At 70.7% G+C, this 19,402-nt stretch carries 17 protein-coding genes; 8 read left to right on the forward strand and 9 right to left on the reverse strand.

Annotation, left to right across the window (positions count from 1 at the left end):
* Positions 1–96: 96 nt before the first annotated feature.
* The 3 genes from OIE47_RS35790 to OIE47_RS35800 all read right to left on the reverse strand — a co-directional run bounded on the left by OIE47_RS35790 (position 97) and on the right by OIE47_RS35800 (position 4,448).
* Positions 97–2,502: a PEP/pyruvate-binding domain-containing protein gene (locus OIE47_RS35790; protein WP_326558974.1), complete on the reverse strand. Its 2,406-nt coding sequence runs from the start codon at positions 2,500–2,502 to the stop codon at positions 97–99.
* Between the two features lie 183 nt (positions 2,503–2,685).
* Positions 2,686–3,528 (reverse strand): NAD(P)H-binding protein, encoded by an 843-nt coding sequence (locus tag OIE47_RS35795; protein ID WP_326558975.1) that lies wholly within the window; start codon positions 3,526–3,528, stop codon positions 2,686–2,688.
* Positions 3,525–4,448 carry an NAD(P)H-binding protein gene (locus tag OIE47_RS35800; protein ID WP_326558976.1) on the reverse strand — a complete coding sequence of 308 codons (924 nt, stop codon included), beginning with the start codon at positions 4,446–4,448 and terminating at the stop codon, positions 3,525–3,527. The genes OIE47_RS35795 and OIE47_RS35800 overlap by 4 nt, the downstream gene beginning before the upstream one ends.
* Before the next feature lie 637 nt (positions 4,449–5,085).
* Here OIE47_RS35800 and nhaA point away from each other — a divergent pair.
* Genes nhaA through crcB (OIE47_RS35815) form a run of 3 tightly spaced genes read left to right on the forward strand, consistent with a single transcriptional unit; the run spans position 5,086 to position 7,232 of the window.
* On the forward strand, positions 5,086–6,369 hold the full coding sequence (gene nhaA / locus OIE47_RS35805; protein WP_326558977.1) for a Na+/H+ antiporter NhaA: 1,284 nt from the start codon (positions 5,086–5,088) through the stop codon (positions 6,367–6,369).
* 24 nt (positions 6,370–6,393) lie between these two features.
* Positions 6,394–6,873: a fluoride efflux transporter CrcB gene (gene crcB, locus OIE47_RS35810; protein WP_326558978.1), complete on the forward strand. Its 480-nt coding sequence runs from the start codon at positions 6,394–6,396 to the stop codon at positions 6,871–6,873.
* Positions 6,870–7,232: a fluoride efflux transporter CrcB gene (gene crcB, locus OIE47_RS35815; RefSeq protein ID WP_326558979.1), complete on the forward strand. Its 363-nt coding sequence runs from the start codon at positions 6,870–6,872 to the stop codon at positions 7,230–7,232. The genes crcB (OIE47_RS35810) and crcB (OIE47_RS35815) overlap by 4 nt, the downstream gene beginning before the upstream one ends.
* A 58-nt stretch (positions 7,233–7,290) precedes the next feature.
* Here crcB (OIE47_RS35815) and OIE47_RS35820 read toward each other — a convergent pair whose 3' ends face one another.
* Both OIE47_RS35820 and OIE47_RS35825 read right to left on the reverse strand, forming a co-directional pair.
* Positions 7,291–7,725: a hypothetical protein gene (locus OIE47_RS35820; RefSeq protein ID WP_326558980.1), complete on the reverse strand. Its 435-nt coding sequence runs from the start codon at positions 7,723–7,725 to the stop codon at positions 7,291–7,293.
* A complete protein-coding gene (locus OIE47_RS35825) occupies positions 7,722–8,597 on the reverse strand; it encodes an LLM class F420-dependent oxidoreductase (protein WP_326558981.1) in 876 nt (291 codons plus the stop codon). Before OIE47_RS35825 ends, OIE47_RS35820 begins: the two co-directional genes overlap by 4 nt.
* A 183-nt stretch (positions 8,598–8,780) precedes the next feature.
* Here OIE47_RS35825 and OIE47_RS35830 point away from each other — a divergent pair, with 183 nt between their 5' ends.
* Positions 8,781–9,020, forward strand: coding sequence for a zinc-ribbon domain-containing protein (locus OIE47_RS35830; protein ID WP_326558982.1), 240 nt, complete (start codon positions 8,781–8,783; stop codon positions 9,018–9,020).
* Positions 9,021–9,044: 24 nt separating this feature from the next.
* Here the strand turns inward: OIE47_RS35830 and OIE47_RS35835 are convergent, their stop codons facing one another.
* Positions 9,045–9,383 carry a MerR family transcriptional regulator gene (locus tag OIE47_RS35835; RefSeq protein WP_326558983.1) on the reverse strand — a complete coding sequence of 113 codons (339 nt, stop codon included), beginning with the start codon at positions 9,381–9,383 and terminating at the stop codon, positions 9,045–9,047.
* Between the two features lie 58 nt (positions 9,384–9,441).
* Here OIE47_RS35835 and OIE47_RS35840 point away from each other — a divergent pair, with 58 nt between their 5' ends.
* Positions 9,442–10,779, forward strand: coding sequence for a PhzF family phenazine biosynthesis isomerase (locus OIE47_RS35840; RefSeq protein WP_326558984.1), 1,338 nt, complete (start codon positions 9,442–9,444; stop codon positions 10,777–10,779).
* A gap of 72 nt (positions 10,780–10,851) precedes the next feature.
* On the forward strand, positions 10,852–12,075 hold the full coding sequence (locus OIE47_RS35845) for a hypothetical protein (protein WP_326558985.1): 1,224 nt from the start codon (positions 10,852–10,854) through the stop codon (positions 12,073–12,075).
* A gap of 90 nt (positions 12,076–12,165) precedes the next feature.
* Here OIE47_RS35845 and OIE47_RS35850 read toward each other — a convergent pair whose 3' ends face one another.
* Positions 12,166–15,042: a M36 family metallopeptidase gene (locus tag OIE47_RS35850; RefSeq protein WP_326558986.1), complete on the reverse strand. Its 2,877-nt coding sequence runs from the start codon at positions 15,040–15,042 to the stop codon at positions 12,166–12,168.
* A gap of 281 nt (positions 15,043–15,323) precedes the next feature.
* Here OIE47_RS35850 and OIE47_RS35855 point away from each other — a divergent pair, with 281 nt between their 5' ends.
* Complete coding sequence (locus OIE47_RS35855; RefSeq protein ID WP_326558987.1) at positions 15,324–16,217, forward strand: NAD(P)-dependent oxidoreductase; 894 nt, start codon at positions 15,324–15,326, stop codon at positions 16,215–16,217.
* An 82-nt stretch (positions 16,218–16,299) separates the two neighbouring features.
* Here the strand turns inward: OIE47_RS35855 and OIE47_RS35860 are convergent, their stop codons facing one another.
* Positions 16,300–17,133, reverse strand: coding sequence for an alpha/beta fold hydrolase (locus tag OIE47_RS35860; protein WP_326558988.1), 834 nt, complete (start codon positions 17,131–17,133; stop codon positions 16,300–16,302).
* A gap of 148 nt (positions 17,134–17,281) precedes the next feature.
* Here OIE47_RS35860 and OIE47_RS35865 point away from each other — a divergent pair, with 148 nt between their 5' ends.
* The gene (locus tag OIE47_RS35865) at positions 17,282–17,878 is read left to right on the forward strand and encodes a TetR/AcrR family transcriptional regulator (RefSeq protein WP_326558989.1); all 597 of its coding nucleotides are present in this window, start codon (positions 17,282–17,284) and stop codon (positions 17,876–17,878) included.
* Between the two features lie 87 nt (positions 17,879–17,965).
* Here OIE47_RS35865 and OIE47_RS35870 read toward each other — a convergent pair whose 3' ends face one another.
* Positions 17,966–19,372, reverse strand: a complete 1,407-nt coding sequence (locus tag OIE47_RS35870) for an amidase (RefSeq protein WP_326558990.1) — start codon at positions 19,370–19,372, stop codon at positions 17,966–17,968.
* Between the last annotated feature and the right edge of the window lie 30 nt (positions 19,373–19,402).

The raw sequence follows: 19,402 nt of genomic DNA on the forward strand, positions 1-19,402 counted from the left end.
GGTCGTCGTCCTCACTGCGGTGGCGGGTCTCGGGGTTCTGTCCGGTGCGGCGGGGTCGGTGCCCGGTCGGGTTCGGGTGGCGGGAGACGTCGTCGGTCACTCGACGGTGACCGTGCCGGCCACGCCGTCCACGGTGACGGTCTGACCGGTGGCGATCTTCCGGGTGGCGTCGGGGACGCAGATGACCGCGGGGATGCCGTATTCGCGGGCAACGGTCGGGCCGTGGGCCATCACCGCCCCGGTCTCGGTGACCAGCCCGCCCGCGGTGAGGAACAGCGGTGTCCAGCCGGGGTCGGTGGTCGCGGTGACCAGGATCTCGCCGGGTTCGACGTACGCGGTCGCCGGGTCGTGGACCACCCTGGCCGGCCCGGACACCCGACCCGGAGCAGCACCGACACCGGTGAGTACGCCGTCCGCCGCCGGTGCCACCGGCAGTACGGTCTCGACATCCGTGCCGTCGGACAGCAACGCCACCGGTACGGTCCTGCGGCGCGACTCCCGCCGGTGCACCGCCCTGCGGGAGATCACCGTGTCCCGGTGGTCGACGTTGCGGTGTACGGCGGCGTGCACCTCGTCGACGGTGAGGAACATGATGTCGTCCGGTGACTCCAGCAGTCCCGCGCCGGTCAGGTCGGCACCGATGAGCAGCAGTTGCCGGCGTACCTCCCGCAGCCGGTACAGGCCTGCGAACTTGCCCGCCTCCCGCAGACCGGCCAGGGAACGCGCGCGGCGCAGCAGGAATCCGGCCAGCCGGCCCCGTACCGGGCGACGGCGGCGGACCCGCGCGACGAGTTCGCGGAGGGTGGCCTCGGCCGTCGCGGCGGCACGTTCGAATCGCCTGTCGGGTGCCTGCTCGGCATCGGTGACCCGCAGGTAGTTGGCGATCACGGCGAAGACCGGGGTCGGATCCTCCTCCCACCGGGGAACACCGAGGTCGACCTCGGCGGCGCCACGGTGACCGTACTGTTCCAGGAACGCCGCCAGGCCGATGTCCGGGAGCGTTCCGCGTACGTACCGGGCGGTCAGTTCCTCCGGGGGCGTACGCAGGAGCAGCTCACGATGTTCACCGGCGCGTTGGGCGAGCCGCCACAGTGCCAGGTCCATCTCGATGGTGACGTTGTACGGCATCCCGCCGAGGACCGTGTGGATCTCGTCGGGGCGGGCGACACCCTTCAGGAGCTGGGCCGGCAGCGCGGCGGTGAGCATGCCGGTCACGACCGGCCAGATGATCTCGTCGGAGACGTCCGTCTGGTCGTGTGCCTGCACGAAGCTCAGCCGCTCGGCGGCGGTCCGCACCCCGTCCGGCGCGGCCGACCGGAGCCTGAGCCGCTCGATGGCGTCGAACATCCTCAGCCGTGCCGCGTCGGGCCGGGCCAGCGTCCGTACGATTCCGACCACCGCCCGCACGGCCGTACGCAGGGGTGGAGCACCGGCCCCGCGCGGACCCTGCGTGCCGTTGCCCTGCCCCGCGGCGAACCGGGGATCGGCCAGGATGTGTTCCATCGCCGCCTGCGCCCGGGGACCGAAGTCGACCGCCATGAGCTTGACCAGGCGTTTACGGGTGGACCTGCCGCGCGCCAGGTCGGTCAGGTCGCCGTAGAGGCGCCCGCCGATGTCGACGATCTCGACCCGCATCCCGAGCGCGGCGACCATCGCCGCGACCGTCGACTTCAGGGTCGACATTCCCATCGGGGTGACCGGTTGCAGCATGCCCTGGACGTGGCCGAACTCCAGGTAGACCCGGGGCTGGGGCCGGTCGGTCGGCGGGGGCGGCGGGAACAGCGTGGTGATCGGCCGCGACTGCAGCAGCCACAGGGTCCCCTCCCGGTCGAACGCCCACTCCACGTCCTGCGGGCGGCCGAAGTGACGCTGGAGCCGCTCCCCCGCCGCCCACAGGTCCGCCAACTGCGCTGGGGTCACGCAGCCCGTGGCGTCCTGCTCCGACCCGTCGAGAACGTAGTGGTCGACGTCGGTGACGCCGTCGACCACGGCCGTGCCGAGGCCGGGGGCCGCGTCGACCATCATCTCCGTACGTCTGCCGGTCAGCGGGTTCGCGGTGAACAGGACACCCGCCACCTCGGGGGCGATCATCCGCTGCACGACAACCGCCATCCGTACCGGCTCGTGGTCGACGTCGTGGGCGTCGCGGTACGCGACCGCGCGGGCGCCGTGCAGCGAGTCCCAGCATTTCGTGATCGCGGCCAGCAGTTCGGGAACGCCGGTGACGTTCAGGACGGTGTCCTGCTGCCCGGCGAAGCTCGCGTCCGGGAGGTCCTCGGCGGTCGCACTGGACCGCACCGCCACAAGACCCCCACCGAGCCGCTCGTACGCCTCGACGATCGCCGCCCGCGGGAGTACGCCCAGCCGGTGGGCCTCGGTGGTGACGCAGAACCCCGGCGGCACCCGTTCACCCCGCCGGATCATCTCCCCCAGACCGGCCGCCTTGCCCCCGACCAGATCGACCAGGTCGGCGGTGGCCTCAGCCAAGGCAAGCACGTGCATCTGCGGCCTCCCCTCTTCGCAATGCGACTGCATTGCATCCCACGATAACCGACATGGCAATGCGACTGCAACGCAAAAGAGGAGCGGAAACACCGCCGCCCACGGTGACGTGGACCGCAGGGTCGAGCCGTACCGTCTCGCGACCGCACACCGACGGTCGCGAGACGGGCTATCGGCTACCGGCTATCGGAAGGATGCGGCGTGGTCCACGGCCCACTGGGCGAAGGTGCGGGCCGGGCGGCCGGTCAACCGGGGCACCACGGCGGCCCACTCCTCGTTGACCGGGGCGGGCTCGCGGGCGGACCTGGCCCAGACCTCGAACATCCAGTCGACGAAAACGGCCGGATAACCGTCCCGGATCCACTGCTCACGGGCCTGCACCGGGTCGTCCTCCTCGAACCTGACCTCCTCACCGAGAGCCGCCCCGATCAGGCCCACCTGCTCGACCGTGGTGAGCGCCTCCGGCCCGGCGAACGTGTACGTCACCCCGGCGTGGCCCTCCCGGATCAGCGTCGCCGCGATCACCGCCGCGACGTCCGACTCGTGGACCGGCTGGGTCACCGCGTTGCCGTACGGGCGGCGTACCAGCCGCTCCGCGCGTACGGACGGGGCCCAGCCGAGCCAGTTTCCGGCGAACTCCCCCGGACGGACGTGCGTCCACTCCAGACCGGACCGCTCGGCGGCCCGTTCGACGGCCAGGTAACCGCGGGCGCCCCAGGCGTCATCGTCGGCAGCCGCACCGGAGAGCACCACCATCCGGCGTACGCCGGCCGCCCTCGCCAACGCGACCACCTCCTCCGAGGTCTCCGGAGCCGCCGGGACCAGGTACATCCTGTCCACCGACCGGAGCGCGTCCCGGATCGTCTCGGGCTGCCCCAGGTCGCCCGCGAACAGTTCCACCCCGTCGGGCAGCCCGGCCGTTGCCGGCGTACGGGTCAGCGCGCGGACGGGCTCGCCGGCCAGGAGCAGTTCGTCGACGATCCTCCGCCCCATGAAACCGGTGGCACCGGTCAGCAGGATCGTCATCCGGCTTCTCCCGTCCGTGCCAGCGGGCGGAAGTCGGTGGCGTGGTCGAGGGCCCACTGGGCGAAGGTGCGCGGTGGGCGTCCGGTGATCCGCTGGTAGGTGTCGGTGGGTGGCAGCAGGTCCGGCCCGTCGACGGCGGCGGCCAGCAGCTCGATCAGCCACTCGGCCGTCTGCCGGTCGTAGCCGTCGTCCAGCCACTGCGTACGGGCCTGTTCCGGGGTCAGCTCCTCGAAACCGACCGGGGTGCCGATCGCCGCCCCGATCGCGGCCACCTGCTCCGCCCGACTGACCTTCGCCGGCCCGGTGAGCGTGTACGCCGCGCCGACGTGCGCATCATCGAGCAGGGCCGCCACGGCCACGTCGGCGATGTCGGCCTCGTGCACCCACGGGAAAGCCGCTGCGGCGTACGGCGCACGCACCACCCGCTCATCCCGGATCCGCCCGGCCCAGTCCAGGGCGCCCACCGCGAGCAAACCCGGCCGTACGTGGGTCCACTGCGCGCCACTGGCCTCCACCAGCCGTTCGACCGCCCGATGGGCGAGCCGTTCCTCGGCGAGGTGTCGCCGCAGCGCGCTGATGTCGGGATCGTCCGGGGCGTCGTCGGAGTCGAAGTCGGCCGCAGCGGCCGAGTGCACCACGAACCTGCGTACGCCGGCCCGAACCGCCAGGTCCACGAACCCGGCGCCGGGCTCGCTGTCGACCTCGACGAAGGGAAACAGGTAGACCCGCTCGACTCCGGCCAGGACAGCCGGCCAGGTCTCGGGTCGCGTGAAATCACCCTCGACCGTCTCGACCCCGGTTCGCGGCGGGGCGGCCGACGGTCGGCGGGTCATCGCCCGCACCGGCCTGCCTGCGGCCACCAACCGGTCCACCACCTGACGACCTGTGTTCCCGGACGCGCCGGTCACTAGGATTGTCATGTTGCTCCTTTCCGGATCCCCTGAATGGCGCAATGGACCGCCGCCGTACCCGGCCAAGGTTCACGGCGGCGGTCATCCGGACGATAGGCGGATTTCCGCGACCTCGCACATAGCACATGTGTGCTAATGAGCGCCCGAGGTCGGTCTCGACAACCCCGGCGCGTGTTCGCGAGCCGCATCGGTGGAGACGGGTCGACGGGCCCCTGCTCCTGCTAGCGTCGTCACGTGAGTTCCGTGGTCAGGCAATCGGTGTCGGTGACGTTCACGCGTCGTCGGCGCCTATCGTGGCCGTCGGGGGTGCGAGCGGTCGGCTGGGTGCCGACGCGGCCCGCCGGGGTGATGCGGCATCCGGGTACGAACGGGTGGCTGTCGTCGTGGGGTACGAACGCGCACGGTGAGATCGCGGGTTGTCCGCCGGGAGACGACGTCCGCTGATCGCGGATGTCGCTGCGACCACCACCGGTGGTCGCCTTTCCCCTGTTCCGCCTCCCCCGTCATCGGATCGACACCGCCCGGCCGTGGCTGTCGCCGCCGTGCGGGGCGGTTACCCCATCACTCGCGAAGGTGCCTGGTTGATGCGCTCGCCACTTCCCCCCGTTCCCGGTCCACCGGCCACATCCGTGCCCACCGTCCCGGCATGCCGGTGACCGCCGTGGTGGTGACCCGGCTGAGCCGGGTGCTGCGCGGCGACGCCGTCGGTGGCGGGCTCCTGATCGTCGCGGCGGTGTTCGCCCTGGTGTGGGCGAACTCGCCGTGGGTCGGCGCGTACGAGTCGCTGCGGTCGGTCACGTTCGGCCCGTCCGGGCTGCACCTCGACCTGTCGCTGCACGCGTGGGCGGCCGACGGGCTGCTCGCGGTGTTCTTCTTCGTCGTCGGGAACGAACTCAAGCAGGAGTTCGTCGGCGGGGAACTGCGTGACCCTCGTCGGGCGGTCCTGCCGATCGTCGCGGCCCTGTCCGGGGTCGTCGTGCCGGCGGGGATCTTCGCACTCGTCACCCTGGGCAGGGGCGAGGCGGCGGCCGGTTGGGGCATTCCGATGGCCACCGACATCGCGTTCGCCGTGGCGGTCCTGGCCGTTGTCGGCCGCGGCCTGCCCGCACCGCTGCGTACCTTCCTGCTGACGCTCGCGATCGTCGATGACCTGGTCGCGATCATCGTCATCGCCGTGTTCTACTCCGCCGGTCTGGCGTGGCTGCCGCTGATCGCGGCGATCGCCCTGCTGGCCGTGTTCGGTCTGCTCCAGGCCGGACGCGGCCCGGCCGGCAGGCTGTGGACCGGTCCGGTGCCGGGTTGGGTGATCTTCGTGCCCCTGGCCGTGGTGATCTGGGCGTTGATGCACGCCAGTGGCGTACACGCCACCATCGCCGGGGCGGCGATGGGCCTGCTCATGCGTACGCGGGCCCGGCCAGGCGAGCGCATCGATCCGAGTCACCGTGTCGAGGAGGTGCTGCGACCGTGGACGAACGGCCTGGTCCTGCCGGTCTTCGCACTGCTGTCGGCCGGGGTCGCGTTCGGCTCACTCGGCGACCTGGTCGGTGAGCCCGTCGCGGTCGGGGTGTTCCTCGGCCTGGTCGTCGGGAAGGTGGTCGGGATCGCCGGGGGCGCGTGGCTGGCGACGAAGGTGTCACCGGCGCAGCTCAACCCGAGCCTGGGTTGGCTCGACATCATCGGCATGGCCCAACTCGCCGGGATCGGCTTCACCGTCTCGCTGCTCATCAGCGAGCTGTCCTATCCCGGCAACAGCCGGCTGGTCGACGACGCGAAGAGCGCGGTCCTGCTCGCCTCCGCCGTCGCGACCATCCTCGCCACCGTCATCCTGACCTGGCGTGGCTCCCACCATCGGGGTCGCCCGGCGCACGGCGGGCGGGTCGAGACGGCGGCCCGGTACGGCCCGGCCGACGGCAACGGGGCGCGGAGGTAGGTTTTCTGCTGGTAGGAGGAGACTGTGCCCGAACCCGACGCCACACCCGTCGACCCGGACGTCGACCCGCGCCTGCCCGACGAACACCGAGCAGCGCGCCCCGGCCCGTGGCCGGTCCTCGCGGTGATCGCAGTCGGCGGGATCATCGGGGCGGAGAGCCGGTTCGGTCTGCAACACGCCTTTCCGCACCCGCCGGGCGGGTTCGCCTGGGCCACCTTCTGGATCAACATCTCCGGATGCCTGCTGCTCGGCGTCCTGATGGTCCTGGTGACCCGGGTCTGGCCCGGCCGGGCACTGCTGCGCCCGTTCCTCGGCGTCGGAGTGCTGGGCGGATTCACCACGTTCTCCAGCTACACCCTGGAGGTGCAGCAGGCCGTCGCGGCCGACCACCTCCAGACCGCCGTGGCGTACGCGATCGGCACCCTGGTCGCCGGGCTGCTGGCGGTCTGGATCGGCTCGACCGTCACGACCGCGGCGGTACGACGGCTCGGGGAGGGACGATGACCGCTCTGCTCGTCGCCCTGGGTGCAGCCGCCGGAGCGCCGTTGCGCTACCTCACCGACCGCTGGATGCAGAACCGATTCGGTACCCGGTTCCCCTGGGGGACCCTGGTGGTCAACCTCGCCGGCTCACTGGTGCTCGGTTTCGTTGCCGCCCTGCCGGCCGCCTCGGCTCTCATGGCCTTCGCGGGAGTCGGGTTCTGTGGCGCGCTGACCACCTACTCGACCTTCAGCTACGAGACGTTACGGCTGTACCAGGAGGGCAGTCGCGTCGCGGCGCTCACCTACACCGGAGTCAGTGTCATCGGCGGCCTCGGCGCCGCATTCGGCGGTGTCGCCCTCGGCCAGACCTTGTCCGGGTAGCCGGAACCGACCACTCGACGACCGCGCCCGCTGACGAACATCGACGCCAAGGGTCGGGTCAGTCGCGTACCGCCAACGCCTGCTCCCGTAGGGCCTCCGCGTGCTCGTCGGCGGACGGCTGGTGCAGGTCGGCGACGAAGACGGCCACCGCCACCCCGTCCGGTCCGAGCACGTCGTGCAGCCGTCGCCACGCGAAAAGGTTGGGATGCTCGTACGCGGTGCACGCCTCGGCGGGGGCGAGCAGGTCGATCGCCCGCCGGAGCCCCTCCCGGTCGAGCCGGTAGGAGGCGGACCCGGCGCTGTGGCCACAGACCGTGGCGAGGACCGAAGCCGGCAGCGGATGGGCACCGACGTTGATCCGGACGAACTCGACCCGGTCACCGACCAGATGCCCGATGCCGTACGCCTTCGGGGTGACCCAGCCGGGGATCCCCGCCTCGAACCGCCGCCGCGCCGAGGCGATCTCCTCGACCGTTTCCCATCGTTCGGTCATGCCGGCCGGCCCTCCGAAAGGTCGAATCGTTGCGCGAACGCGGACATCTGGTCCCGTTGCTCCTGCGGATCGGCCGAGGCGGGACTGATCACGATACGGGTCACGCCCTGCGCGGCGAGCGCGGCGACGCCTTCGAGTGACATGTCGATGGAACCCCAGCGGGTGTATTCGAGGGTCTGCGGGTCGCGGCCGGACCGGGCGGCGGTCGACCGGACGAGGTCCCACTGGATCGCCCGCTCCTGCGCGGTGAGGGCACCGCCGGGAAAGTAGCCGTCGCCCCGGACCCCGGCCCGGCGAGCGGCCGGGCGGCTCGATCCCCCGACGTGGATCGGCAGGTGGGTGACGCCGAGCGGCTTCGGGTAGCTGCTCAGGTCGTCGAAGTCGAAAAACTCGCCGTGGAAGCCGACTCCCCTGTCGTCGCCTTCCCAGAGCAGTCGCAGCACGTCGATCGCCTCGTCGGCCCGCCGGCCCCGGCTGGCGAAGTCCACACCGAGCGCCCGCGCCTGACCGGGGAGGGTGCCGAGGCCCACGGTCAGCAGTCGCATCCGGCCCCCGGAGAGCACGTCGATGGTGGCGAGACGTTTCGCGAGCAGTACCGGGTGGTGGTACGGCAACAGCAGGACACCCGTACCGAGCAGGATTCGTCGGGTGTGCGCGGCGACGAAGTTCAGGCAGTCGAGCGGGTCGGCGTACGGCAGCGACGGCGGCACCGGCATCGCCCCGAACGTCGCCCCGGGGTAGAGGACAACGTGCTCCGGCAGGTACAGGGCCTCGAACCCGCACGCCTCGGCGTGCTGCGCGAAACCCACTATCCGGTCGGGGTCCACGCCGTAGAACGGAGTGCTGTAGCTGATCGCGAACTTCATGGTCATCCCTCCACCGGTCGCAGCGACGCTAAACCCTGCCGCCGGTGTCAAGGCAACCCACTGCTGCCGCCCGGACGGATGCGTACGGGCGGACAGATCCGGGTACCTGGCTGACAGCCGGCACGGGTGTGCGTACGCCTGCGACGATTCAGACAGATCCAGGGGGTGCACATGTTTCTGATCTTCGGCTTGCGCACGAGGGCCCAGCGGTTGGGGACGGTGCTGATGGCCTGCCGGGCGTGCGGACAGCCCGGGAACCTGCTGGTGATCCGCGAGGTCACCAAGCTGAGCCTGTTCTTCGTCCCCCTGATCCCGGTCAGGACGAAGTACGTGGTCCAGTGCGCGAATCCGTACTGCGGTGACCGGACGAAGGTGAGCGGTGGGGAGGCGCGCAGGCTGCTCGCCACCGGTGTCGGTTCGGCGCACTGAGCCTGCTCCGCCGACCGGTGCCGGTCAGTCCTCCGGGATCGAGTCGATCACCGAGACCAGTACGCCGCGCGCCTGCTCCAGATCGCGGATCATCCCGTCGACCCGCGCCTTCTCGACCAGCAGACTGGACCGGAGCGCGGGCGACGGCCGGCCCTCGAAGCAGGGCAGCAGTTCGGCGATCTTCTCGCTGCACAGAGCCGCCGAGTACAGCCGCTGGATCAACTCGACCCGGCCCACCGCGTCGTCGTGATAGCGGCGCTGCCCACCGGAGGTCCGTTCGCTGGCGAGCAAACCCTGCTGCTCGTAGTAGCGCAGCGAACGAACGCTGACACCGCTCGCGGTGGCGAGTTCACCGATCCGCATCGTCGCTCCGATCCCACACTTGCACCTGACACCGATGTCAGGTTCTAACATACGCGGCATGCCCGAGAACACAGGATCGAACGAGGTACGTCAACTCCGCGTGGTCGTCGAAGCGGCGGACTACGAGGCCGCCGTGACGCTGTACCGGGATGTGCTGGGGCTCCGGCCGGAAGCCGCCTTCGCGGGCGAGGGCGACGCTCGCGTGGTCATCCTCGACGCGGGCCGGGCCACCCTGGAACTCGCCAACCCGGCGCAGCGAGCGATGATCGACAGTGTCGAGGTCGGACGTCCGGTCAGCCCGCACATCCGCCTCGCCTTCGAGGTGGACGACACGACCACCGCGACGGACGCCCTGGTGGGAGCCGGCGCCGAGCTTGTCGCCCCGCCGACCCGGACACCGTGGAACTCGCTGAACTCACGGCTCGAAACCCCCGGCGACCTCCAGATCACCCTGTTCCAGGAACTCGGCGGGCCGCGTACCCGGAACGCGTCGCGGGGCGACGTGCCGTTCGCGCTGGTGGACGTGTTCGGCGACGCCCCGCTCACCGGAAACCCGCTCGCGATCGTGGACCTCACCGACTGGGATCAACCGGTGGACGAGTCCTGGTACCCGACCGTGGCCCGGGAGCTCAACCAGTCCGAAACCACGTTCATCCTGCCCGGCCGGGACGGCGCCGTACGGGAACTGCGTTCGTTCACCGCCGGCGGGGTGGAGGTCTTCGGCGCCGGTCACAACGCACTGGGCGCCTGGTGGTGGCTGCTGGACTCGGGGCGCCTGACCCACACCGAGCCCGGTACGGAGATCATCCAGCGGATCGGGGGCCGGAACCTACCGGTGGTGGTCAGGGACGACGGCCAGCTCGACATGCGTCAGACGGCACCCCGCTTCGGCGCGTACGCCGATCCCGATCTCGTCGCCCGCGCCGTCGGCCTCGGCCGGGACGACATCTCCGAGGTGCTGGCACCGCAGGTGGTGGACACCGGGGCGAACCATCTCATGGTGATCCTGCGGGATGGCGGGGCGCTGGCCGCTGCCACACCGGACAAGCCGGCGCTGATCGCGGTCGCGGAAAGCGTCGCGGCGCAAGGGGTCTACCTTGCCTGGCTGGACGGCACCGAGCCCCGGCCGACCGCGCACGCGCGGTTCTTCAACCCGGGGGTGGGACTCGACGAGGACCCGGCCACCGGCAGCGCGGCAGGGCCGCTGGCCGCGCTGCTGCACCGTCACGAACTGCTCGACGCCGACGAGGAACTCGTCATCGTCCAGGGCGAGACGATGGGACGCCGGAGCACCATCCGCGCGACCGTCGGCCGCGACAACGTGGTCACCGTCGCCGGTCGCGGTTTCGTGACCGTACGCGGAAGCATCCACCCGCCGGGTCCGGTCCGTCCGTAGCCGCCGGTGTCCTCGACCGGGGTTGCACGGAGGCAATACGATCGCATCGGGGCGCGATCGACGGGGGTCACAGTGCCTGACGGAGTCACGGATTCGGGGTCGGCGGACAGGATCGAGCGGTTACGGCGACCCTGGCGGCGGTGGCGGACCCACCGCTACGAGCGCGGCGCCCTGGGCTACAGCTCGTCCGGATTCCATCCGTACGCCATCCACCTGGCGAACCGGTCCGTGGACAGGTGGCGCCCGTTCGCCAGCAGGTACCCGGCCCGGTTGGCGCGTGCACTGGCGGTACAGGCGGCGTGCCTGCACGCACGCGGGCGGACCGGGGAGGCGTCGAGCGCCCTCGACGAATGCCTCGTCCTCTGCGCCCGTGCGCACGGACCGGCAGCCTCACCGGACCTGCGGCGCGCCGCCTATCTGCTGGCCAGGACCGGCCGCCCCGATGACGCGCTCACCCTGATCGAGCGGGTGGTCGGCGAGGCCCGGTCGGGTCCGCCCGGCGAACTGACCCACGCCCTGGTCGAGTACGGCCGTCAACTGGTGCTCCACCAACGGTTCGGCGACGCGGTCACCGTTTTGCTGGAGACGGTCACCCGGGACGTCCCGGGCAACGGTGCCGAGACCCAGGGGCGCTACCTCCTGCTCGTCGCGCTCGGCGAGTCCGGCAGGTACGACGAGTTGGAACGGTACGCCGCACGGGATCTGCCGCAGTTCGCCAAGCTCGCCCGGCTGAGCGTGATCGAGCGCAAGCGCTACGTCAGCCTGCTCGCCGCGCTGGCCCGCTACCGGTCGGCGGCCGGCGGCGAGAGCCAGGGCCGGGACACCGAAACGGTTCTCCGGACCCAACGGGACATCCTGCACCGGCAACTGGCCCGCCGGACGTCGATGTGGCGGGGAATCGGCACGCTCCTGCGACAGAAGCCGGACCGAAACACGCGGCTGGCGAACCAGGCGGAGCGGCTGGAGGCGGCGGTTGCCGCCGAGGTCGCCGAGGTGCGGCGGCTACGGGAGGCCGGCGACAGTCCCGCGCTCGCCGACGCACTGGCCGCGCTCGCCGAGGCCCGATGGCGTACGGGCGGGCAGCGCAGCGAGGCGCTCACCGTACAGCGGGAGGTGGTGGACCTGACCCGTCGCCTCGCCCGGCAGGAACCCGCCGGGTCGGCAGTGCCGCTGGTCGACCGACTGCGCCGATTCGCCGAGTGGGCCGAGGTGGTGGGGCTGCACGGCGACGCCCGAGCGGCACGGGACGAAGCCGACTCGTGGTCCGCCGGGGACCACCGGGCAGGAGACTCCTGAACGACCGGAGGAGCGCCCACGATCGGACGCTCCCCCGGTTGCCTGGTCATCCACTGCCGACCGGTGCCCCGACACCGATCCGCAGCGCCACTAACGGAACTGGACGTACGTTCTGAACTGCTTGCCGTCGTCGAGCGAGAGGACAAACTCGCGGCAGGTTCCGGCCCAGCTCCGATCCGTCTTCCACGGATAGGTGTAGCGGCCGTGTCCGCCCGCCGAGAGCTTCGAGTGGCCGGGCGTCTCCGCCTTGACCGGCAGCGGCCCCGGCGTCACCGTCCCATCCGGATTCACGGTTTCCAGGGTCGCGCAGTCGACCAGCCGGGAGTACGGCGAGTTGCTGGCGAGAAGGTCCCGATCGCGGTCATGGTCACCGCCGCGATCACGATCGTGGTTTCGGCCGAGGTCGAACTGCATCGGTGCGGTCGAGCCGGCCTTCACGCTGTTGAGGGTCGGCTTCGCGGACCGGTTGGTGAAGGGGCGCTCACATGCCGGGTGGGTGTCGTACGCACCGGAGTTGTCGTCTCGGCCGGTGGTGCCCTGGACCGCGCTGTAGCCGAGGCCACGGCGGGCGAACGAGGCCCACAGGGTGCAGTTGTTCTCGCCCCCGGTCAGCGCCGCGTCGGCGGCGATGATCGCGTCCCGGCCGACCACGAATCCGGGTGCACAGCCCTGGATCTTCAACCCGTCGATCACGAGTTGCATGGCGAGGTTGTTGCCGCCGGTGTCCCAGCGTCCGTACGCGTTGCGGTTGAGACCGTGCCGGTCGATCAGGTCCCAGGTCATGTCCCACAGCACGGCGGCCCAGCCGTGGCCGATCCCGTGCGGCGCGGCCAGCGAGGTGCCGTCGAGCCAGGCGCCGGTCTTGATGCTGTCGTAGGTGAACGGCTGGATCTCCATGTTCCGCGAGTACGGCCGCGGCCGGAAGCCGTCACCGGAACGGCTGTCGGCGAACTGGGCGTACTGGCCGTAGCCGCGCGGGCCTTCGGGGTCGTCGAGATCCGGGTTGATCAGCGACACGATCGCGAGGAAGTCGCTCCACCCCTCGCCCATCTGTTCCTGCCCGCTGAGGCAGTTGACGTTCGGGCCGCCGGTCAGCCGGTTCGAGACGCCGTGACCGTACTCGTGGAAGATCGTCTCCGACCGGAAGGCGGCGTCGCGCATCGCCGGGCGGTCGACGTTGCGGTGCACCCGCCCGGACGCCGGGAGCGCCGCCCGCAGGGTGCCGCCGTCGGCCTGGCTCACCATCACGGCGGGGATGCCGACCGATGGGCTCATCGAACCGTTCATCACCACCGGGGCGCCCGTCGCGTTGTTCACGACCACCACCGCGACCGCACCGGCGGTTTCGGCGTTGACCACCTGCGTGTAGTAGTTGCAGACGCTGGTGCGGTCGACCAGGGCGATCGACCCGGCCGGCAGGCTGTACGCGGTGCACCCGTCGCCCACCGCGTCGACGCCGTCGTCCACCGCGACAACCTGGCCGTTGAAACCGGCGTTGGTGGGCGCGGGGGTGAAGCGGGCGTACTCGGCCTCGTAGGTGGTGGCCCCGGCGCCCGAGCCGATCGTCACCGCGTTCGGGAGCCCGAACTGGTTGCCCGGCCACAGGAACATCTGCATCCGGGGTGCACCCCCGTCCTGGGCGGGGGTGGAGAAGTTGGCGTTGTTCTGGCCGGAGCCGTCCTGCGCCTCGCACCGGACGTCGTCACCGCCGACGCCGCCGCGTTCGTAGTTGTTGACCTGGAAGTTGCCGCCGACCTCGTTGAAGCCGTACCGGTAGGTCAGGTCGTGCACGATGTTGCACCAGTAGAAGAGGTTCGCCACCGCGGCGTCGGTGTAGGTCTGCGGCTGCTGGTTCAGGTCGGCCGGGAAGTTGAAGTCGAGCTCGGGGCCGCCGTCGGGCACGCTGTTCGGGTCGGGCTGGTTGTTGGCGTCGCGATCGGCGTACGCGCGGACGTTGTTGCCCTGCGTCGTACTGGCCTCCGCGCCCGCCACCCCGTCGGTGTCGTGCCAGCCGTACGGGGAGGCCGTCGCGTCGGCCGGGTTGGTCACCAGGCTGCGCGGCCCCTCGTTCGGGTCGTTCTTGGGGAACGTGAAGACGCGGTAGCTCGAACCGTCGTTGACCCGCTTGGGCGGGAACTGCGGCCGGACGTCGACCGGGCGGGTGGGTCCGTTCCCGGTCGGGCCGGTACGGCGCCCCAGGGTGCTGGCCAACTCCTCCGGCGCGTCGTGGGTGGTCCAGTCGTCCACGTTGAGCAGTGCGCCGGTCGTACCGTCGACGGTGGCGTTCCAGAGGTGGGCCTCGTCGGAGTCGTCGATCACCAGTTGCCAGGCGAGGCGAAGGCCGTCGTCGGTCCGCTGCCAGCCGAGCCGGGCCGGGATCGGCTGCCCGGAGATGCCGCTGCCGGAGACCACCGTGCGTCGGGCGGGTCCGGCGCCGCGGTCGAGCACCTGCGGGGCGGCCGTCGCGGGCAGGTCGAGGGCCTCGGCGGCGGCCTGCACCGCGGCGGGTGCGTCCAGGACCGCGCTGCCGGTGGGACGGTCCGCCAGGCTGGGGGTCAGGGTGTGGCCGACGAAGACAACGCTGCCGTCGCGGGCGAGGCTGACCGTGGCCGTCGCGCCGAAGACCTCCAGTTCCTGGAACCGCTGGGACAGGTTGACGTGGGTCACCCCGTTGTGCTCGCTGGTGTAACTGGAGGAGACGACCAGGTCACCGAGGTCGGCTGCGGTCACCCCGTACCGGGTGGGGTGCGTACGGAGGTAGTCGATCGCGATGCTCTCGGGCTTGCCCTGGTTCGGGCCGGTGAGGAACAGGGCGTTGCGGCCCTCCGTACCCGTTTCGCCCGTGGTGTTGTCCGGTGCGGCCGAGGCAGGCTGTGCCGCCATCGGTGTCAGTACCGCGACCAGCGCGGTGACCAGCAGAGATGCGGTGTGGCGACGGACCGGAGTGGGGTGTGGACTGAGTGGCACCGGTGCTCCATTCGTTGCGCGGGTACGAGGGCGCTGGAGATCACAGAGTGGGTTTTGACTGACAGTACGGATCACTTCACGGTCGGTCGTCCGACGGATGTTCAAAATCATCAATGTCCTCTGCTACGGCTGTCGGACCCGCCGCCCTCCGGACCCGACACTTCGCTCCGCGTCGGCCTTGACCCCAAGTCCTGTTGAGGTTTTAGCGTGGTTACCGATCGGCAGAGCCAGAGCCAGGGCCGGGCCGAACCGGGCCACGGTGGATCGAGAGGACGACACTGATGACCGGCAATTCCGCGACCACCGAGGCGCCACCGGCCGTGACGGTGCTCGGCCTGGGTGAGATCGGCTCCGCACTGGCGAGCGCCTTCCTCGCCGGCGGGCACCCGACGACGGTGTGGAACCGTACGCCGGGAAAGGGTGACGACCTGGTCGCCCGGGGAGCGCGGCGGGCCGCGACCGTCCACGACGCCGTCGCCGCCAACCCCCTCGTGGTGGTCAGCGTCAAGGGCAACACCGCCGCGCGCGAGATCCTGGAATCGGCCGGTGACGCGCTTGCCGGCCGCGCCCTGCTCAACCTGACCGACGGTACGTCGACCGAGGCGAAAGCCGTCGCGGGGTGGGCTGCGGAGCAGGGTGCGGAGTACCTCCACGGGCAGATCATGACGATCGCCCCCGGCATCGGGCACCCGGACAGCGTCGTGTTCTACGGCGGAGCCGACACGCTCCATGACCGCTACCGGTCGACGCTCCGGCTGATCGGTGGCCGCGGCACCCTGGTCGGCGCCGACGCCGGTCTACCCACCCTGTACGGAATGGCCGTGCACGGAACCATGTGGGGAACGCTCAACGGATTCCTGCACGCCGCCGCACTGCTGTCGAGCGAGGGCGTCGAGGTGAAACGGTTCCTGGAACAGGCCGGCGCCTCGGTCTCCGCGCTCCTGTCCCACCTGCCGTCGATCGCCGACGAGATCGACCGCGGCGAGTACGCGACCCCGTACGGCGGGCTCCGGCATCACCTGCCGTCGGTCGACGACCTGGTCCGGGAGAGCCGGGCGCGGGGTGTCGACGACGGGTTGCCCGACTACACCCGGACCCTGGTGGCCTCGGCGATCGACGCGGGCCACGCCGACGACAGCTACTCCCGCCTGGTCGAGCACTTCAGGAAGCGGTGAACAACGCCCGTTGTCGGCCGACGCGGACACGCGTGCTCGGCGACGGGCCGCTGCCCGCCGCCGAGCACGCGCCGGTTGACTGCTACTTGGCCAGGAAGGCGAGCAGAGCCTCGTTGACCTCTTCGGCGTGGGTCCAGAGCAGACCGTGCGGGGCCCCTTCGAGCTCGACGTAGTCGGCGTCGGGCAGGAGCTTGTGGAACGGGCGCGCGGTCGCGTCGATCGGGAGGATGTTGTCCGCCGTGCCGTGCAGGATGAGCACGGGTACGTCGATCTTCGGGATGTCGGCCCGGAAGTCGGTGATCCAGGTCGGTACGGCGGCGCTGGAGGCGTACCAGGAGGCTCCGGCGGCGACGTTCCAGCTGTTGCGCAGCGCCTCCTCGGACAGCCGGGTGCCGAGGTTCTCGTCGGTGTTGTAGAAGGACTTGTAGAAGTCCGTGAAGTAGGCGTACCGGTCCGCGGTCACCGCGGCGAGGATGCCGTCGAAGAGTTCCTGCGGCGCCCCGGTCGGGTTGTCCTCGGTCTTGAGCAGGAACGGTTCCAGCGACGCGAGGAAGGCCGCCTTCGCGATCCGCCCCGAGCCGTACGTCCCGAGGTAGCGGCCGACCTCGCCGGTGCCCATCGAGAATCCGACCAGCACGACATCGGTGAGGTCGAGCGTGTCGAGCACGGTGTTCAGGTCCGCGGCGAAGGTGTCGTAGTCGTATCCGGTGGTGGGCTGGCTCGACTGGCCGAAGCCGCGGCGGTCGTAGGTGATGACCCGGTAGCCCGCCTTGAGCAGGGCGGCGCTCTGCTTCTCCCACGAGTGCCCGTCGAGCGGGTAACCGTGGATGAGGACAACCGGCTGACCCGCACCGTGGTCCTCGTAGTAGAGGTCGATGCTGGTGCTGTTCTCGGAGCCGACGGTGATGAAGGGCATCTCTGCCTCCGATGATCCTGTGATCCTGCTGAGAACGGTCGTTCTCACCTCGTGGTAGTAGCCTAGACAACGATCGTTCTCCGCGCACCATCCGGAACGGGGTCGATCGGGTGAGAGGTGTCACCTCGAGCGAGGGAAGAGGAAGACGGTGACCGGAGAGAGCCAGCGGCCGGACGACGACGCCGTACGGGCGAAGGTGCTGGAGACCGCGGACCGGCTGTACTACACGTACGGCGTTCAGGCGGTCGGGATGGACACCCTGCGCGCCGAGTCCGGCGTACCGCTCAAGCGGCTCTACCGCCTGTTCCCCTCGAAGGAGTCGATCGTCGAACAGGTCCTGCTCGGCCGGCACGAGGTGTGGAACGCGCTGGTCGAGAGCGCGATCGAGACCGGCGATCCCCGTCAGCGCCTGCTGGCGATCTACGACATGCTGTCCCGCTGGTTCGACCAGGACGACTTCCGCGGGTGCATGTTCATCAACTCGTTCGGCGAACTCGGGTCGACCGCTCCCCGGATCGCCGAGATCGTCCGGACACACAAGGAGGGTTTCCAGGTACGCCTGGCCGAGATCGTCGCCGAGGCCGGGGCACCGCCCTCACTCGCCCCCCAACTGGCGATCCTCGCCGAGGGAGCCCAGACGACCGCCGCGATCGCCGGCACCAGCGAGGCCGCGACACACGCCCGCCAGGCCGCCGAGACACTCATCGACGCGGCCCTGCAGACCGGCAGGACCACCACCGGGTAGTCCGCCCGGACGACAGCCGGACGTCGGCGGCCCTGAGTTTCGGCGGCCATGACGGTGGACGGCCCCGGCGTGCGGCCCTCCCGGCTGTCAGATGGCGGGGTGCTGGTCGCGGACCGGGCTCAGCGACTCCAGCAGCGAGGCGATGTACAGGATCGTCGATTCCGCGTGCCAGTTGGCCGCCACCTGCACCCCGATCGGCATACCCTCGCTGCTCGTGCCGAACCGTATCGACAGGGCGGGAAGTCCGGTCAGGTTGAACGGAACGGTAGGCGTCATCAGCCGGAAGGCGTCCACGGTCTGGCCGTCGACGGTGAACTGCGTGAGTGCGTGCGCGTGTGCGGGGATCGATGTCACCGGGAGCAGCAGCGCGTCATACCGCTGGAAGTACTCCGCGAAACCGTCCCGCAGCCGCTCGACACCCTGCTCGGCCCGGACGTAGTCCTGCACCGGCGTGTCGGGTGTCGAGATCATGGTCTTCGAGTACGTGAACCTCTGGTCCTCGTGCCCCGCGGTGGCCTCCTGCATCGCCGGTTTCATCTCCATGACGTGCTGCCGGGCGAAGAGGTCGAAAGGGTTGTCCCGTTCGAGTGCCGGGATGGTCACGGCGTCGACTCGCATCCCCGCTCCCCGTAGGGCGTCGGCGGCCGCCTGCACCGTCGCGGCGGTCTCCGGGTCGATCGGGCCGAGTCCCGAGTCGACCAGCCAGCCGACGCGGACGGGCCGGTCCGGCGAGGCACCCAGGCCGGTGTCGAAGTCGTACGGAACGATGGAGAAACCGTCGGCACCGTCAGGACCGGCCAGCAACGAGTACGCCAGTGCGAGGTCGCGGACGGTCCGGGCCATGGGCCCGGCGTGCCAGTCACGACGCGGCTCCCGTGGCCAGGTCCCCGTCATCGGGATGCGCCCGTGCGTTGGCTTGAGGGCCACGACACCGGTGTCGGACGCCGGCCCGCGCAGCGAGATGGACAGGTCGCTGGCGAGGCCGAGTGGCGACATCCCGGCCGCGATCGCCGCGGACTCCCCGCCGCTCGAACCGCCGGAGGAGCGGTCGAGGTCCCAGGGGTTGTTCGTCCGGCCCGTCAGGAGGTTGTCGGACTCGATCCAGTACGCGAACTCCGGGAGATTGGTCTTCGCCAGGAGGATCCCACCGGCGCGCTTCAGCCGCGCCACGGCGGTGGCGTCGGTGTCCGGGACACGCCCCGCGAAGATCGGCGAACCGCGCTGGGTGAGCACCCCGGCGGTGTCGAACGAGTCCTTGACCGTGAAGGGCACGCCGTGGAGCGGCCCCACCTCCGCCCCCGACGCGAGTTCCTCGTCCGCCGCCCTCGCGGCGTCCAACGCACCGTCGGCGAGCGTGACCACGGCGTTGATCTTCGGATTCGTGGCCTTGATGCGGTCGAGGTGCGCCTGAACCACCTCGACCGAGGAAGCTCTCCCGGTGCGGATGAGCTCGGCGAGCTCGGTCGCGTCACAGCGGTTCAGGTCCGTGGTCATGATGGATTTTGGGGCGGAACCGAACCCGAG

The sequence above is a fragment of the Micromonospora sp. NBC_01796 genome (assembly GCF_035917455.1).
In the GTDB taxonomy this organism is placed as follows: Bacteria; Actinomycetota; Actinomycetes; order Mycobacteriales; family Micromonosporaceae; genus Micromonospora_G.

Bases quoted from the DNA above. Each gene is read 5' to 3' on its own strand.
- nhaA (WP_326558977.1), top strand. From the start codon at position 5,086: ATGCCGGTGACCGCCGTGGTGGTGACCCGGCTGAGCCGGGTGCTGCGC.
- OIE47_RS35795 (WP_326558975.1), bottom strand. From the start codon at position 3,528: ATGACGATCCTGCTGACCGGTGCCACCGGTTTCATGGGGCGGAGGATC.
- OIE47_RS35835 (WP_326558983.1), bottom strand. From the start codon at position 9,383: ATGCGGATCGGTGAACTCGCCACCGCGAGCGGTGTCAGCGTTCGTTCG.
- OIE47_RS35820 (WP_326558980.1), bottom strand. From the start codon at position 7,725: ATGACCGAACGATGGGAAACGGTCGAGGAGATCGCCTCGGCGCGGCGG.
- OIE47_RS35790 (WP_326558974.1), bottom strand. From the start codon at position 2,502: ATGCACGTGCTTGCCTTGGCTGAGGCCACCGCCGACCTGGTCGATCTG.
- OIE47_RS35840 (WP_326558984.1), top strand. From the start codon at position 9,442: ATGCCCGAGAACACAGGATCGAACGAGGTACGTCAACTCCGCGTGGTC.
- OIE47_RS35860 (WP_326558988.1), bottom strand. From the start codon at position 17,133: ATGCCCTTCATCACCGTCGGCTCCGAGAACAGCACCAGCATCGACCTC.
- crcB (WP_326558979.1), top strand. From the start codon at position 6,870: ATGACCGCTCTGCTCGTCGCCCTGGGTGCAGCCGCCGGAGCGCCGTTG.
- OIE47_RS35870 (WP_326558990.1), bottom strand. From the start codon at position 19,372: ATGACCACGGACCTGAACCGCTGTGACGCGACCGAGCTCGCCGAGCTC.
- OIE47_RS35855 (WP_326558987.1), top strand. From the start codon at position 15,324: ATGACCGGCAATTCCGCGACCACCGAGGCGCCACCGGCCGTGACGGTG.
- OIE47_RS35800 (WP_326558976.1), bottom strand. From the start codon at position 4,448: ATGACAATCCTAGTGACCGGCGCGTCCGGGAACACAGGTCGTCAGGTG.
- OIE47_RS35825 (WP_326558981.1), bottom strand. From the start codon at position 8,597: ATGACCATGAAGTTCGCGATCAGCTACAGCACTCCGTTCTACGGCGTG.